This window comes from Modicisalibacter sp. MOD 31.J (genome assembly GCF_020147985.1).
Classification (GTDB): domain Bacteria; phylum Pseudomonadota; class Gammaproteobacteria; order Pseudomonadales; family Halomonadaceae; genus Modicisalibacter; species Modicisalibacter coralii.
Genome location: NZ_JAGXFF010000001.1, coordinates 1,083,861 through 1,099,095, shown reverse-complemented (window position 1 = coordinate 1,099,095; position 15,235 = coordinate 1,083,861). Strand labels below are relative to the sequence as shown.

Annotated in this window: 15 protein-coding genes and 1 tRNA gene; 5 read left to right on the top strand and 11 right to left on the bottom strand. The window is 69.6% G+C overall.

What is annotated here, in order from left to right; genetic code table 11:
• Positions 1-175: 175 nt before the first annotated feature.
• Together ychF and KGR00_RS04900 are read left to right on the top strand one after the other, a co-directional pair.
• Positions 176-1,267, top strand: coding sequence for a redox-regulated ATPase YchF (gene ychF, locus KGR00_RS04905; RefSeq protein ID WP_129140089.1), 1,092 nt, complete (start codon positions 176-178; stop codon positions 1,265-1,267).
• Between the two features lie 64 nt (positions 1,268-1,331).
• Positions 1,332-1,408 (top strand) — tRNA-Met (locus KGR00_RS04900).
• A 116-nt stretch (positions 1,409-1,524) separates the two neighbouring features.
• On the opposite strand, the gene murB is transcribed toward KGR00_RS04900, so the two are convergent.
• Genes murB through KGR00_RS04855 form a run of 9 tightly spaced genes read right to left on the bottom strand, consistent with a single transcriptional unit; the run spans position 1,525 to position 10,257 of the window.
• Entirely contained in the window at positions 1,525-2,559 is a 1,035-nt protein-coding gene (gene murB, locus KGR00_RS04895) for a UDP-N-acetylmuramate dehydrogenase (protein ID WP_224417435.1), read from the bottom strand.
• Positions 2,556-3,029: a low molecular weight protein-tyrosine-phosphatase gene (locus KGR00_RS04890; protein WP_224417436.1), complete on the bottom strand. Its 474-nt coding sequence runs from the start codon at positions 3,027-3,029 to the stop codon at positions 2,556-2,558. Before KGR00_RS04890 ends, murB begins: the two co-directional genes overlap by 4 nt.
• Positions 3,029-3,802 carry a 3-deoxy-manno-octulosonate cytidylyltransferase gene (kdsB, locus tag KGR00_RS04885; protein WP_224417437.1) on the bottom strand — a complete coding sequence of 258 codons (774 nt, stop codon included), beginning with the start codon at positions 3,800-3,802 and terminating at the stop codon, positions 3,029-3,031. The genes KGR00_RS04890 and kdsB overlap by 1 nt, the downstream gene beginning before the upstream one ends.
• Positions 3,799-4,020, bottom strand: coding sequence for a Trm112 family protein (locus KGR00_RS04880; RefSeq protein ID WP_129140093.1), 222 nt, complete (start codon positions 4,018-4,020; stop codon positions 3,799-3,801). The genes kdsB and KGR00_RS04880 overlap by 4 nt, the downstream gene beginning before the upstream one ends.
• A complete protein-coding gene (gene lpxK, locus KGR00_RS04875) occupies positions 4,013-5,050 on the bottom strand; it encodes a tetraacyldisaccharide 4'-kinase (protein ID WP_224417438.1) in 1,038 nt (345 codons plus the stop codon). The genes KGR00_RS04880 and lpxK overlap by 8 nt, the downstream gene beginning before the upstream one ends.
• On the bottom strand, positions 5,047-6,789 hold the full coding sequence (gene msbA / locus KGR00_RS04870) for a lipid A export permease/ATP-binding protein MsbA (RefSeq protein ID WP_224417439.1): 1,743 nt from the start codon (positions 6,787-6,789) through the stop codon (positions 5,047-5,049). The genes lpxK and msbA overlap by 4 nt, the downstream gene beginning before the upstream one ends.
• Positions 6,786-7,217 carry a biopolymer transporter ExbD gene (locus tag KGR00_RS04865; protein WP_224417440.1) on the bottom strand — a complete coding sequence of 144 codons (432 nt, stop codon included), beginning with the start codon at positions 7,215-7,217 and terminating at the stop codon, positions 6,786-6,788. The genes msbA and KGR00_RS04865 overlap by 4 nt, the downstream gene beginning before the upstream one ends.
• A complete protein-coding gene (locus KGR00_RS04860) occupies positions 7,214-7,888 on the bottom strand; it encodes a MotA/TolQ/ExbB proton channel family protein (protein ID WP_224417441.1) in 675 nt (224 codons plus the stop codon). Before KGR00_RS04860 ends, KGR00_RS04865 begins: the two co-directional genes overlap by 4 nt.
• Positions 7,889-7,926: 38 nt before the next feature.
• Positions 7,927-10,257, bottom strand: a complete 2,331-nt coding sequence (locus tag KGR00_RS04855; RefSeq protein ID WP_224417442.1) for a DNA internalization-related competence protein ComEC/Rec2 — start codon at positions 10,255-10,257, stop codon at positions 7,927-7,929.
• A gap of 82 nt (positions 10,258-10,339) precedes the next feature.
• Here KGR00_RS04855 and KGR00_RS04850 point away from each other — a divergent pair, with 82 nt between their 5' ends.
• Positions 10,340-10,903 (top strand): DUF2062 domain-containing protein, encoded by a 564-nt coding sequence (locus KGR00_RS04850; RefSeq protein ID WP_129140098.1) that lies wholly within the window; start codon positions 10,340-10,342, stop codon positions 10,901-10,903.
• Between the two features lie 24 nt (positions 10,904-10,927).
• On the opposite strand, the gene KGR00_RS04845 is transcribed toward KGR00_RS04850, so the two are convergent.
• Both KGR00_RS04845 and KGR00_RS04840 read right to left on the bottom strand, forming a co-directional pair.
• Positions 10,928-11,638 (bottom strand): ATP-binding cassette domain-containing protein, encoded by a 711-nt coding sequence (locus KGR00_RS04845; protein ID WP_224417443.1) that lies wholly within the window; start codon positions 11,636-11,638, stop codon positions 10,928-10,930.
• A 4-nt stretch (positions 11,639-11,642) separates the two neighbouring features.
• Positions 11,643-12,884, bottom strand: a complete 1,242-nt coding sequence (locus KGR00_RS04840; RefSeq protein WP_224417444.1) for a lipoprotein-releasing ABC transporter permease subunit — start codon at positions 12,882-12,884, stop codon at positions 11,643-11,645.
• A 232-nt stretch (positions 12,885-13,116) separates the two neighbouring features.
• Here KGR00_RS04840 and KGR00_RS04835 point away from each other — a divergent pair, with 232 nt between their 5' ends.
• A complete protein-coding gene (locus KGR00_RS04835; RefSeq protein WP_224417445.1) occupies positions 13,117-14,184 on the top strand; it encodes an agmatine deiminase family protein in 1,068 nt (355 codons plus the stop codon).
• Position 14,185: 1 nt separating this feature from the next.
• Positions 14,186-15,085, top strand: a complete 900-nt coding sequence (locus KGR00_RS04830) for a carbon-nitrogen hydrolase (protein WP_224417446.1) — start codon at positions 14,186-14,188, stop codon at positions 15,083-15,085.
• Positions 15,086-15,235 lie beyond the last annotated feature (150 nt).

Below are 15,235 nucleotides of genomic sequence, written 5' to 3'. Positions count from 1 at the left end.
GGAAGAGCGCGGCTGCGCCGCTGGAAGATCCAAGAAGACCTAAGCCTCATGTCTTGCAGTATGACGCCTATCCGATCTTCTCTCTGACGCCTTCCCTCTTCTGGCTCACGCCTAAAGCGTCCCGTAGAATACCCGCCATTGCGTTCACGCCTTTCTGCATCTTCAGGACCAAATCATGGGATTCAACTGCGGCATCGTCGGCTTGCCCAACGTCGGCAAGTCCACGCTCTTCAATGCACTGACCAAGTCCGGTATCGACGCCGAGAACTTCCCCTTCTGCACCATCGAGCCCAATACCGGCATCGTGCCGATGCCCGACCCGCGCCTCGACAAGCTCGCCGAGATCGTCAAGCCCGAGAAGGTCGTCCCCACCACCATGGAGTTCGTCGACATCGCCGGGCTGGTGGCGGGCGCTTCCAAGGGCGAAGGCCTGGGCAACCAGTTCCTCGCCAACATCCGCGAGACCGACGCCATCGCCCACGTGGTGCGTTGCTTCGACAATGACAACGTCATCCACGTCGCCAATCAGGTCGACCCGCGGGCCGACATCGAGACCATCAATCTGGAACTCGCGCTGGCCGACCTGGACAGCGTCGAGCGCGCCCTCCAGCGCCTCGCCCGGGTGGTCAAGAGCGGCGACAAGGAGGCCATCGCCACCAAGGCCCTGCTCGATCGCATCCAGCCGCACCTCGCCGAGGGCCTGCCGCTGCGCAGTTTCGGGCTCTCCGACGAGGAGAAGCGCCAGGTCAAGAGCTACGGCTTCCTGACGCTCAAGCCGACCATGTACATCGCCAACGTCAACGAGGACGGCTTCGACGCCAACCCGCACCTCGACACCGTGCGCGAGATCGCCGCCGAGGAAGGCGCCGTGGTGGTGCCGGTGTGCAACCAGCTCGAGGCCGAGATCGCCGAACTGGAGGACGAGGAGCGCGCCATGTTCCTCGACGAGATGGGCATGGAGGAACCGGGCCTCGACCGGGTGATCCGCGCCGGCTACAACCTGCTCGGCCTGCAGACCTACTTCACCGCCGGGGTCAAGGAAGTCCGCGCCTGGACGGTCAGGGTCGGCGCCACCGCGCCCCAGGCGGCCGGCGTGATCCACACCGACTTCGAGAAGGGCTTCATTCGCGCCGAAGTGGTGGCCTACGACGACTTCGTCACGCTCGGCGGCGAAGCCGGCGCCAAGGACGCCGGCAAGTGGCGCCTGGAGGGCAAGGAGTACATCGTCGCCGATGGCGACGTGATCCACTTCCGCTTCAACGTGTGACGCGACGGGGGCGATATTCCTTGACAGCTCAGCGTCTTATGCGTAATATTCGCTCTCGTTGAACGGCTACGTAGCTCAGCTGGTTAGAGCACATCACTCATAATGATGGGGTCCCCTGTTCGAATCAGGGCGTAGCCACCAGAACACGCCAGAAGGCCCCGTCGGTTCGCCGACGGGGCCTTCTGCGTTTCAGGTCTTGTCGAGCCACACGAGCCGTCCGCCGCGGGCTCGCGGCCCCTGTACGACCCGCCGTCATTCTACGGCTTTCCGCCCCCCGCCGGCCGCGCCTGCCCGAAGCGCCGCGGTTCGCGCTCCAGGCACACGCCGAAGCGCCGCTCGACCGCCGCCGCGACGCGCTCGGCCAGTGCCAGAAGTTCCGCGGCGCTGCCGCCGCCGTGATGCACCAGCACCAGGGCCTGACGGTCGTGAACGCCGACATGGCCGTCACGCAGGCCCTTGAGGCCGCACTGGTCGATCAGCCAGCCGGCCGCCAGCTTGACGCCGCCATCGGGCAGGGGAAAGTGCGGCATCGTCGGAAACGCCGCGAGCAGTGCCCGTGCCTGGTCTGCATCGACCCGCGGGTTCTTGAAGAAGCTGCCGGCGTTGCCGAGCCGCGCCGGGTCGGGGAGTTTCTCGCGGCGTACCGCACTCACCGCGGCAACGATCTCGCTCGGCGACGCCGCGGCCGAGACCCGCGAGGCCAGGTCGCCGTAGTCGAGTCGGGGCCGCGGGCGACGCGACAGGCGCAGCACCAGGCGGGTGATGATCACGCGGTTCTCGAGGGCGTGCTTGAAGACGCTGTCGCGGTAGCCGAAGGCACACTCCTCGCGTCCCAGCACCCGCTCGCGCGCCCCGTCTCGCTCGATCAGGTGAACTTCCTCGAGCACCTCGGCGAGTTCCACGCCGTAGGCGCCGATGTTCTGGATCGGCGCCGCCCCGGCCAGCCCGGGAATCAGCGCCAGGTTCTCGATACCCCACAGGCCGCGCTCGGCCATGGCGACGACCAGTTGGTGCCAGTTCACGCCGGCCCCCACGTGAACGCGCACGGTGTCGCCGTCGGCCGCTTCCAGCCAATGCTCGGTCAGCGCCGGGCGCACCACGAGCCCCGGCAGCCAGGGCTCGAGGACCAGGTTGCTGCCGCCGCCGATCACCGTCAGCGGCCAGGCGTGGCGTTCGGCCTCGATCAGCGCCTGGCGGGCCTCGGCGATCGAGGTCACCGTCGCCAGACGCTCGGCGGTGGCGGGCAGCCCCAGGGTGTTGGCCGCGCTCAGATCGACGTCGTGCTGGATCATGACCCCGCCAGGCGGCGCCGGATCTCGTCGATCAGGCCGTCGCTGGCCGCCTCGATCAGATCGAGCACCGTCTCGAAGCCTTCGTCGCCGCCGAAATAGGGGTCCGGCACCGCGTCGTCGGGGCGCCCGGCATAGCTCAGGAAGAGATCGATCGTCGCCCGGCAATCCACGGGCCGACCCGCCTCGATCGCGGCGAGGTTATCGTGATCCATGGCCAGGATGTAGTCGAAGTGGCGATAGTCCGCCGCGTCGAGAACCCGCGCGCGCAGCCCGGCGATGTCGATGCCACGCTTGCGTGCCGCCGCCTGGGCGCGCTCGTCGGGTGCCTTGCCGACGTGCCAGTGGCCGATGCCGCAGGAGTCGACCTCGACCCGCTCGGCGAGGCCGGCACGCTGAAGGCGCGCCCGAAACACGCCTTCGGCGCTCGGCGAACGACAGATGTTACCCAGACACACGAACAGAACTCGCATCAGTGCGACGCCTCCTGCTGCAGAAACCAATGACGGACCCGCTCGAGATCCGCGGCGCTGTCCACGCCGGCCGGGTGCACCTCGCGCGCCAGGGCGACCTGGATGTGCCGGCCGTGATGCAGGGCCCGCAACTGCTCGAGCTGTTCGAGCTGCTCCAGCGGGCTCGGCAGCCAGTCGACGTACTCGGCGAGAAAGCCCGCCCGATAGGCGTAGAGGCCGATGTGTCGCAACCAGGCATCGGTGGCCAGGGTCTCGGGACGCGCCGCGAACTGCCCGCGATCCCAGGGAATCGGTGCCCTTGAAAAGTACAGCGCCCGGCCGCGCACGTCGCGCACCACCTTGACCACGTTGGGGTTGAACAGCGCCTCGACGTCGCCGATCGGCTCGGCCAGCGTGGCGATCGCCGCCTCGGGGTCGTCCGCCAGGCGCGCGGCGACCTGGGCGATCGACGCCGGGGGCAACAAGGGCTCGTCGCCCTGGACGTTGACCACGATGGTCTCGTCCGCCAGCTGCAGCGACTGCGCCACTTCGGCCAGCCGGTCGGTGCCGGAAGGATGGTCGTCGCGGGTCATCAGCGCCTCGCCGCCGGCCGCCTCCACCGCCGCCCGGATCCGCGCGTCGTCGGTCGCCACCACCACCCGGGCGGCCCCGCTGTCGAGGGCACGCTGCCAGACGCGCACCACCATCGGTACCCCGGCGATATCGGCGAGCGGCTTGCCCGGCAAACGGCTCGAGGCGTAGCGCGCCGGGATCACCACCACGAACTCGTTCATGCCTCGGGGTCCGTTGCCGCGGCCGGGCCCGACGACTTGCCGAGCTTCTCGTCGGCATCCATGACCCGGGCCTCTTCCTGGAGCATCACCGGGATGTCGTCGCGTATCGGGTAGGCCAGGCCATCGTAATGGCACTTGAGTTCGCCGCGTTCGCGATCGTACTTGAGCTTGCCCTGGCACAGCGGACAGACCAGCATGGCCAGCAATTCCTTATCCATGAGTTACCTCGCAGGTCGCGGGTTGTAGCGTATCGAGTCGTTCGGCCAGCCAGCTCGCGAAGGCCGGATCCGGCGCCGCCTCGACGTCCAGCGCCCAGCAGCGCTCGTTGGCGAAGCGCCGGCATTTGACCGCGTCCTTGGCGGTCATCACCACCGGGCGGTTGTCGGCGAAGCGCAGATCCTCAGCGCTGAAGCGGTGATGATCGGGCAAGGGGTGCGCGTCGTGGCTCACGCCCAGCGCCTCCAGCGTGGCGAAGAAGCGCGCCGGGCGGCCGATGCCCGCCAGGGCATGCACCCGCCCCGAGAACGGTGGCGTCTCGACACCATAGCCCACCCCGTCGGTGAGGTGCCGCCAACGGGCCGGTACCAGTTGCATGCCGTAACCGGCCGGCGCCCCGCCAGCCTCCGCCGCCGCGGCAAGTCCCTCGCGGCCGCCGCCGTTGACCACCAGGGCATCCACGCTCGCCAGGCGCGCCAGCGGCTCGCGCAGCGGCCCGGCGGGCAGGCAGCGGCCGTTGCCGAAGCCCAGGGCCCCGTCCACCACCACCAGTTCGATGTCGCGACCCAGCGCCAGATGCTGCAGGCCGTCGTCGGCGATGACGATGTCGCAGCCGGCGGCGATCAGCTTGCGGGCGCCGCGGGGGCGGTCCGGGTCGACCACCACCGGCCGCCCGGTCTGCTGGGCGAGCATCAGCGGCTCGTCGCCGCTGAAGGTCACGTCGCTGTCGGCGTCGACGTAGAACGGATAGCGCGGCGCCTGGCCCCCGTAGCCCCGCGAGACGATCCCCGGCCGCCAGCCGCGCTCGCCCAGCCAGCGCACCAGCCAGGCCACCAGCGGCGACTTGCCGGTCCCGCCCAGGGTCAGGTTGCCGACCACGATCACCGGCACCGGCGAGCGCCAGATCGGCTTGCGGCCGCTGGCGTAGGCCCGGCGGCGCGTCTCGACGCCGAGGCGGTAGAGCCACGACAAGGGCCGCAACGCCTGCAGCCAGGCGGCGTCACGATAGCCGGCATCGACCCAGCGGCTCATGCCACCGCCTCCTGGAACTGCAGACGATGCAGCGCGGCATAGGCGCCGTCCCGGGCGAGCAGCTCGGCATGGGTGCCACTCTCGACGATCTGCCCCTGCTCCATCACCAGGATGCGATCGGCGCGCTCGATGGTCGACAGGCGATGGGCGATGACCAGGGTGGTACGACCGCGGCAGACTTCCTCGAGGGCACGCTGGATGTAGCGCTCCGACTCGGTGTCGAGCGCCGAGGTGGCCTCGTCGAGGACCAGCAGCGGCGCATCCTTGAAGATCGCCCGGGCGATGGCCAGGCGCTGGCGCTGGCCGCCCGAGAGCATCACGCCGTTGTCGCCGATCACGGTGTCGTAGCCCTGCGGCAGGCGACGAATGAACTCGTCGGCGTAGGCGGCGCGCGCCGCCGCCTCGACGCTGGCGCGGTCGGCATCGGGCACGCCATAGGCGATGTTGTCGGCCACCGAGGCGTTGAACAGCGTGACCTGCTGCGAGACCAGCGCGATCTGCCGGCGCAGCGGCGACAGCCGGTACTCGTCGAGCGGCACGCCGTCGAGGCACACCCACCCCTGCGTGGGCCGGTAGAAGCGTGGCAACAGGCTGACCAGCGTCGACTTGCCGCTGCCCGAGCGGCCGACGATGGCGATCATTTCGCCGGCGGCGATCTCGAGATCGATGCCCTTGAGCACCTCGGGCTGATCCGCGCCGTAGGCAAAGTGCACGCCCTCCAGGCTCACACGACCGGCGATGTTCTCGGGATCGAGATGGCCGTCGTCGATCTCGGTGGGCTCCTCGAGCAGGCGGAACAGTTCGCCGGCCGCCGCCAGGCCCTTCTGGATCACCGAATTGACCTCGCTGAGCGACTTGATCGGCTTGGCCATCAGCGAAGCGGCGGTGATGAAGGCCACGAACTCGCCCGGGGTCATGTCGGCCATCAGTTCGGGGGCCATGGCCAGCCAGACCAGGGCGGCCAGCGACAGCGCCACCAGCAGCTGGATCACCGGCGTGCTGACCGCCTTGGTCAGCGCCTCCTTCATGCTCTGCTCGCGGTTGTAGTCGCTGACGGCGGCGAAACGGCGCTTCTCGTACTCCTCGGCGCCGTGGGTGCGCACCACCTTGTAGCCGGTCAGGGCCTCGGAGGCGACGTGAGTGACGTCGCCCATCGAGTTCTGGATGCGCCGCGAGAGACGCCGGAAGCGCTTGCTGGCGTAGCGCACCACCCCGGCGATCAAGGGCGTGACGGCGAGGAACAGCAGCGTCAGCATCCAGTTGGTCCACAGCAGGTAGACCACCAGGCCGATGACGAACAGCCCCTCGCGCAGAATGATGGTGATGGCGTTGGTGGCCGCGCCGGTGACCTGCTCGACGTGATAGGTCACCCGCGAGATCAGGTGCCCGCTGGAGTGGGCGTCGAAGAAGCGCCCCGGCAGGTGCAGCATGTGATTGAACACGCTGCAGCGCAGGGAATGGACCACGTTGCGCGCCACGTCGCTCATGAAGTAGGTGCCCAGGAAGGTCCCGGCGCCGCGGGCGGCGAACATGCCGACCACGAACAGCGGCAGATACAGCCGGAACGCCGCATCGGGATTCTGGATACCATCGATCAGGCGTTTCATCATCTCGGCCAGGGCGGTGCTCGACGCCGCGTAGATGGCATAGCCGAGCACGGCGGCGGCGAAGGCCTTCCAGTGCGGCTTCACGTAGCCGAGCAGGCGCCGGTACAGGGACAGACTGGTGGCTTGCGTCACGGCGTCTCCGCGTGTTTGGAGGATGAAGGCATCGCGCGGGTGGCGATACGCACCCGCTGGATGTCGAGCGAGGCGGCCTGGTCCAGGGCCGTCACCACGGCGCCGTGGGTGGCCTGGGCATCGGCCTCGATCACCAGGCCGCGTTCCCGGGCGGTCGCGGCCCGCTCGGCCAGCGCCCGATGCAGCGCCTCGCGGGAGGTCAGCGTGCGCTGGTCCAGGCGATAGGTGCCGTCCCGGGTCACCGTCAGGGTCACCGGCGCGGCCTCGAGGGCCTGGCCGTTGTCGCTCGACGGCAGGGTCAGCTCCAGCGCCTCGCGGGTCTCGAAGGTGGTCGAGACCATGAAGAAGATCAACAGCAGGAACACCACGTCGATCAACGGCGTGAGGTTGACCTCCGCCGGTTCGCGGTGGCGACGCGGAAACTTCATGCGCGGCGGCCCCGGGCCTCGCGCGGGGCGCTGCGCACGTCGCGGCGCTCCGCCAGGGTCAGCTCCTGGCCATGGTGGGCGAGGAACTCCACCACCTGGCCGGCCTGCTCCTCCATGCGCACGGTGATGTCCTCCACCCGGCGCTGGAAGTAGCGATGGAACATCAGCGCCGGAATCGCCACGGTCAGACCCGCCGCGGTGGTCACCAGCGCCTGGGAGATGCCACCGGCCAGTTCGGCGGTGCGCTGCGCGCCCTCCGCCGAGACGATCACCGCGAAGACCTGGATCATCCCCACCACGGTACCCAGCAGGCCGATCAACGGGGTGATGGAGGCGATGGTGCCGAGCGGGCTGAGAAAGCGCTCCATGTCGTGGATCACCGCGGTGGCGGCTTCCTGAATGCGCGCCCGGACCTGATCCTGCCCCAGCCGGGCGTTACGCAGACCCGCCGCCAGCACCCCGCCCAGCGGCGAGTGGCTCTCCAGCCAGAACAGGTTGACCTGCCCCTGCTGGATCAGTTCGCAGACCTCTTCGCCGAGACGCGCCGGCGCGATCCGTGAGGCCCGCAGGCTCCACAGACGCTCGACGATGATCAGCGTGGCGAGCAGCGAGCAGCCCAGGATCGGGATCATCAGGACCCCGCCGGCCACCAGCGCGTCGTAAACGTTCATTGCGTCCCGTCTCCCGGTTCGTGAAGGCAGCGCCGCTTTCAGTGCGGCGATTCTACCGTATGGCAGCGCCCTTCGACACTCTCGCGCCACCCCACCGGCGGGCGCTGTGCGCTCACCTCGGGGTCGTGGGAGCCACCCAGCCAGAACGTCACCGCGCCATCCAGCGCGGTGTTCCACAGGCAACTGCCCGCTTGACGGTAACGACGCACCACGGCATCGCGGGGATGATGGTGCGGGTTGTCGCGCCCGGCGCTGAAGACCACGTGATGCGGCCGCGTCGCCGTCACCCAGGGCGGCGACGAACTGCTCAGGCTGCCGTGATGACCGGCCACCAGCACGTTCACCGGGCCCGGCAGCGCATCGGCCAGCTGCGCCTCCACGGTCGCCGAGGCATCACCGCTGACCAGCAGGCGCTGCCCCGCCGTCTGCGCCAGCAGCACGCAGGAGCGGTCATTGTCGTCGAACCCGGCCGGATCGCCGCGCGGCCACAGGAAGCGGAAGTCGACGCCATCCCAGCGCCAGTGCCGGCCCGCCCGGCACGGCTGTACCTCGACACCCAGCGGCGTCACACCCGGCGCGTACCACCTCGCCACCCGATGGTCCTGCTCGAGTGCCGGAATGCCGCCGGCATGATCGCGGTCGGAATGACTGACGATCACCGCATCGAAGCGCTGTCCGGCCGGCCACAGCGTCGTCAGCGGCATGAAGCCGGAACCGAAACGCGGTCCGGTATCGTAGAGCAGCCGATGATGGGCCGTGCGCAGCTCGAGCAACTGCCCCTGACCGACATCGTGGACACGGACACGCAGCACTCCCGGAGCGATCCCCGACGGCGCGAGGGTGGACACCATCATCAGCAGTGACAGGCTGCCGATCCAGCGCAGCGTCCGCGCCACGCCGGGCAGCGCCCAGAGCGCCGTCAGCGCCACCAGGGCCAGGGCGACCGGCCACGCTTCCCAGCCCGGCGGGTGCCAGAGCGGCACCCACTGCATGACGCGCTCGAGTCCGGCGTGGACGAGATGCGCCGCCGCGCTGAAGCCTTGCCAGCACAACGCCGCCAGCGAGGGCCACCAGGCCAGCGCCCAGCCGGTCAGCCCCGCAGGCACCAGCAGGCTGCCGACCAGCGGCACCGCGATCAGGTTGACCAGCGGCGCCGCGGGCGCCAAGCGATCGAAGGCGACCAATACCGCCGCCGCCATCAGCGGCGCCAGCAGCGCCTGGGTACGCAGCAGGGCGACCAGCCAGCCACGCGGACCGCGTGGCCGGTCCCGTCCCTGCCAGATCAGAATGAGCAGGCCCACGGCGACGAACGACAGCCACAGTCCCGGCCGCCACAGCGCCAACGGGTCGGCGAGCACCACCAGGGCGAGCGCCAGCCACCAGCCCTGCCAGGGCCCCGGCGCATGGCGGCCGCTGGCGACCCACAGCCCGACCAGGGTCATGATCATCGCGCGCATCGCCGGAGGCTGCAGCCCGGCCAGGCCGGCATAGCCGATGGCCGCCGCGCCCGCGCACCACCAGGGCCAGACCGCCATCCGCCAGCGCCCCGGCGTGAGCAGCCGCGCCGCAGCGCGTGCCAGCCACAGCACGAGGGTCGCGATCAGCCCGACATGCAGCCCGGAAATGACCATGATATGCGTGGTGCCGGTGGCGTTGAGCAGTTCCCAGTCGGCATCGTCCAGCCGCTGCGAGGCGCCCAGGGTGAGTGCCGCCAGCCAGCGCCGGCCGAGCGGATCGGCGACGTGGCCGTCGAGAAAGCCCAGCGCCCGCTGGCGCAGGCCCGCTCCGCCCGCGACGAGACGCTCGGGCGCCGGGGCATCGCGCACGTAGCCGGTGGCGCCGATACCCTCGCGCCACAGCCAGGCGCCATAGTCGAAGGTATCGGGGTTGGCGAAGCCGGCCGGCGGACGCAGCCGCAGCGTCAACCGCCAGACGTCGCCCACCGCCAGCGGCGGCGCGTCGTACCAGCTCACCCGGACGCGCGCGAGGCCGTCACAGGCGGGGCGTGGGCTGGCCAGCGGCCGGCAGTCGTCGACCGCCAGGCGCAGCCGGGTGACGGCATCGTCATCGCTGACCGCGAGCACCCGGGCCTGCACCGCCAGGTCGGCGCGCGAGAGGCCCTCGGGCAGGATCGCGCCACGTGCCAGCAGCACCTGTACCGCGGCCAGGGCCATCACGCCGAGCGTCAGCGCCAGCCGGTAGCGCCCGGCCGCCAGACACCCAAGCCAGGCCAGCGCGAGCCCGGCGGCCAGCCCGGGCGGCCCGACGTTGCCGAGCACACCGCCCAGTAGCGCACCCAGCGCCAGCCGGGCGGCCAGCCCCGGACGACGGGCGTGACTCGGGAGCGGGAAGCGGCCTGCGATGTCCACCGTCGAGCCCTCCGCGATCGATCATGGCAGGGAGCCGGACAACCATGGATAATGGCCGGACCCCGAACCAGCGAGCGAGACCATGCCGCGCCGTCTGATCCAGCGCTACATGCCCCATCCGGACACCCTGAAGCGCAACCGCTCGCTGCGCTTCATGAGCCACCTGATCGGCAACGCCTCGCTGTGGGTGCTGACCCGCCGCTCGGTCGGCAACGCCTTCATGGTCGGCCTGTTCTGCGCCCTGCTGCCGATTCCCTTCCAGATGGTTCTCGCCGCGGCGGGGGCCTGGCTGCTGCGCTGCAACCTGCCCCTGTCGGTGGGGCTGGTCTGGCTGACCAACCCGCTGACCATGCCGATCATCTTCTACGGCAACTATCGCCTGGGCGCCTGGCTGCTGGCCACACCGCCACGGCAAGTTCCCGATCACCTCAACGCCCACTGGCTCGCCGCCAAGATGGCCGAGATCCTGCCCGCGCTGATGGTCGGCTCGCTGGTCGCCGCGGTCGTCGCCGGGCTCGCCGGCAACCTGGTGATCCGCCTGCTCTGGCGCTGGCACGTGGCGCGCAGCTGGAAGCGCCGCGCCCGTCGTCGCCGTCAGGCGCGCGCCACCCAGACCGGCGCGCCCGCTCGAGAGAAGCCCGACTAGCGCATACGCTGCGCCGCCCGTGGCCTAATCGCTAGCAAGATGCCCCCGATCCAGATGCAGCACCCGATCCTGATGCGCGGCCAGGCCCGGATCGTGGGTCACCACCACGAAGGCGCAGGCCGTGGTCGCGGCGAGTTCGTCCATCAGCGCGAGGATGCTCGCCGCGGTGGTCTGGTCGAGGTTGCCGGTGGGCTCGTCCATCAGCATCAGGCTGGGATCGGTGATCAGCGCCCTGGCGATCGCCACGCGCTGGCGCTCGCCGCCGGAAAGTTCGCCCGGCTTGTGATCGGCCCGTGCCGCCATGCCTACCTTGTCGAGGATCTCGCCGGCCCGCTGCTCGGCCTCCCGGCGCTTCTGACCGCGAATGATCAGCGGCAGCGCAGCGTTCTCGCGCGCCGTGAACTCGGCCAGCAGATGGTGGAACTGATAGACGAAACCGATGTGACGATTGCGGAAGCGGCCGAGCTCGGCGTCGCCGAGATCGGCCAGTGAGCGATCGGCCACGCGCACCGTGCCGGCGGTGGGCTTGTCGAGCCCGCCGAGCAGGTTGAGCAGGGTGGTCTTGCCGGAGCCGGAACTGCCCACCACGGCGATCCGCTCGCCGGCGCGCACCGCCAGATCGAGCCCGTCGAGAACGGTGACGTCCTGGGGGCCTTCCCGGTAGATCTTGGTCAGCCCCTCGCAGGCCAGCATGACCGGGCGCGCGGTGGCGTCGTCCGGGGTCGTCGATTGCATGGGCTCATTCATAGCGCAGTACCTCCGCAGGCTGGACACGCGCCGCCCGCCAGGCCGGGTACAGCGTCGACAGGAAACTCAGGCCGAAGGCCGCCAGCACGATGAAGCCCACGTCGCTCCACTGCAGCCGGGAAGGCAGATAGCTGATGAAGTAGACGTTGGGATCGAGGAACTGGATACCGGTGACCGCCTCGAACCAGGCGATGATGTCGGAGACCGACAACGCCAGGGCGATGCCCAGCACCACGCCGATGACGATGCCGATCAGGCCGATCGCCAGCCCCTGGACGATGAAGATGCCCATGATGGTTCGCGGCGTGGCCCCGATGGTGCGCAGGATGGCGATGTCGGCGTGCTTGTCGGTGACCACCATCACCAGCGTCGAGACGATGTTGAAGGCGGCGACCGCGACGATCACCATCAGCAGCAGCCCGATCATGCGCTTCTCCATCTGGATCGCCTGAAACAGGTTGCCATGGGTGTAGGTCCAGTCCATGCCGCGGTAACCGTAACCCAGCTGATTGAGGATCGACTGGGTCACCGAGCCGGCGAGGAAGAGGTCGTCGAGTTCGAGCCGCAGCCCGCCGACGGCATCGCCCATGCGCGCCAGTTTCTGCATGTCCTGGATGTTGGTATAGGCCAGCCGCGCGTCGAGGTCGGCCCCGACCTTGAAGATCCCGCTCACCGTGAAACGCTTCATGCGCGGAAAGACCCCGCCCGGGGTGATCGAGGCCTCGGGCACCAGCAGCGTCACCCGGTCGCCAACCCCGACGCCCAGGTTGCGTGCCAGCAGGTCGCCGAGCACGATGTGCCACTCCCCCGGGGCAAGATCGTCGAGGCTGCCCTGCTGCATGTGCTGGTCGATGATCGACACGCGCTTCTCGTAGTCCGGCTGGATGCCCCACACCAGCGCGCCCTGGGTATTGCCGCCGGCCGCCAGCATGCCCTGCTGCTCGACGTAGGGCGCCGCGGCGACGACGTGCTTGCGCTGGGTCAGCCGCTCGGCGAGCGGCTTCCAGTCGGTCATCCCGGCGGGCTTCTCGATTCGCGTATGCGGAACCATGCCCAGCACCCGGGTGCGCAGCTCGTGATCGAAGCCGTTCATCACCGACAGCACCAGGATGAGTACCGCCACGCCCAGCGTCAGCCCCAGCATCGAGGTCAACGAGATGAACGAAATGAAATGGTTGCGTCGTTTGGCCCGCACGTAGCGCAGCCCGATCAGAAAAGGTAGGCGATCCAGCATCAACTCGGTTCCTTGTCGGCAGGCGACCCATGGTACGGTTTTTTACGTGTCGACGCATCGGCGCCCGACGCATCGACGGTCCGACGCTTCGGCGCCCGACGCATCGACGGCCCGAGGTGCCGGCATCTGCCACGTCGGCGGCACGGCACCACCAAACGCTTGCAACGCGCAGGGCGCGGTCTACAATGCCGCCGCCTGGTTCACGGGCACGTTCTCGGCTTCAGGAGACACCATGACGCAGCGTCTGTTCCCCGAATGGCATCCCCAGGACGCCATTCAGCTCACCTGGCCCACCCGCGACAGCGACTGGGCGCCGACCCTGCCGTGCATCGAGGCGACGCTGGAAGCCATGGTGGTGGCCATCGCCCGCCACCAGCGCGTGCTGATCAGCGTGCCCGACGCCGCCACCCGGGCGCGACTGACCACGACCTTCGGCCATCTCGGGGTGCCGGCCGGGCGCCTGCGTTTCGTCGAGGCCCCCGCCGACGATACCTGGGCCCGCGATCACGGCCCGATCGGCGTCGAGCGCGACGGCACGGTGGTGCTGCTCGACTACCGTTTCACCGGCTGGGGCGGCAAGTTTCCCGCCGAGCGCGACGATGCCCTGACCCGGCGACTCGCCGAGTCCGGCGTCTTCGCCGCCCCGGTGGAAGCTCGCGAGCTGGTGCTCGAGGGCGGTGCCATCGAGACCGACGGCCAGGGAACACTGCTCACCACCGAGGCCTGCCTGCTCAACCCCAACCGCAACCCGAGCCTCGATCGCGCCGCGATCGAAAGCCGGCTCGCGGCGGACTTCGGGATCGACCGGGTACTCTGGCTCACCCACGGGCATCTCGAGGGCGACGACACCGACAGCCATATCGACACCCTGGCGCGTTTCTGCGACCCGCAGACCATCGCCTACGTGCGCTGCGACGATCCCGCGGACCCGCACTACCCGGCGCTGACCGCCATGGAGCGCGAGATCCAGGCCCTGCGCCGGCCCGACGGCACGCCCTATCGGCTGGTACCGTTGCCCTGGCCACGGCCCTGCTTCGATCCGGACGACGGCCACCGACTCCCCGCCACCTATGCCAACTTCCTGATCATCGACGGGGCGGTGCTGGTGCCGACCTATGCCGATCCGGCCGACGCCCGGGCACTCGCGGCCCTGGCCGAGGCGTTTCCCGACCGCGAGATCGTGCCCATCGATTGCCGCAGTGTGATCCGCCAGCACGGCAGTCTACACTGCCTGACCATGCAGTTACCGCGAGGCAGCCTGGCCGAGACCGGCGACCCGCAAGACGACGAGGAGCGTTGAGATGCACAAGACCCTCAAGGTGGGCCTGGTCCAGCAGCCGGCCTGGCCCGACAAGGCCCGCAGCCTGGACGCCAGCGAAGCCGGCGTTCGCGAACTGGCCGAACGCGGCGCCCAGCTGGTGCTGCTGCAGGAACTGCACGCCACCCACTACTTCTGCCAGTGCGAGGACCCGGAACTGTTCGACCTCGCCGAACCGCTCGACGGTCCCACCGCCACGCGCCTGGCGGAACTCGCCCACGAGCTGGACATCGTGCTGGTCGGCTCGATCTTCGAGCGCCGCGCCGCCGGGGTCTATCACAACACAGCGCTGGTCTTCGACCGCCAGCGCGGGCGTGTCGGCCACTACCGCAAGATGCACATCCCCGACGATCCCGGCTTCTACGAGAAGTTCTACTTCACGCCGGGCGATGCCGACGCCGAGCAGGGTTTCGAGCCCATCGACACCTCGCTGGGCCGGCTCGGCGTGCTGGTGTGCTGGGACCAGTGGTACCCGGAAGCGGCGCGCCTGATGACCCTGGCCGGCGCGGATCTGCTGCTCTACCCCACGGCGATCGGCTGGCACCCGCCCGACGACCTGCCGGAGAAGGGCCGTCAGAAGGAGGCCTGGACGCTGATCCAGCGCGCTCACGGGGTGGCCAACGGCCTGCCCGTGCTGGTCGCCAACCGGGTCGGGCACGAGCCGGATCTCAGCGGTGTCACGCCGGGCATCCATTTCTGGGGGGGCAGTTTCATCTGCGGCCCGCAGGGGGAATTGCTGGCCCATGCCGGCGACGAACCCGAGAACCTGCTGGTCGAACTCGACATGGCCCGCAGCGAGAACGTCCGCCGCATGTGGCCCTACCTGCGCGACCGGCGCATCGACGCCTACGGCGATCTGACCCGGCGCTATCGCGACCGCTGAGACGCGCCTGCCCGCCCACCACCCCACTCTCCGCGCCGACGCCCGCCATGGCGTCGGCGCCGCAGCGACGACCCGCTGCACGGCGCGCCGATTTGCCGTAAAATGCCGCCCCGCGGCGACCCCGCCGTATCCACCATCCGGACCGTCCTT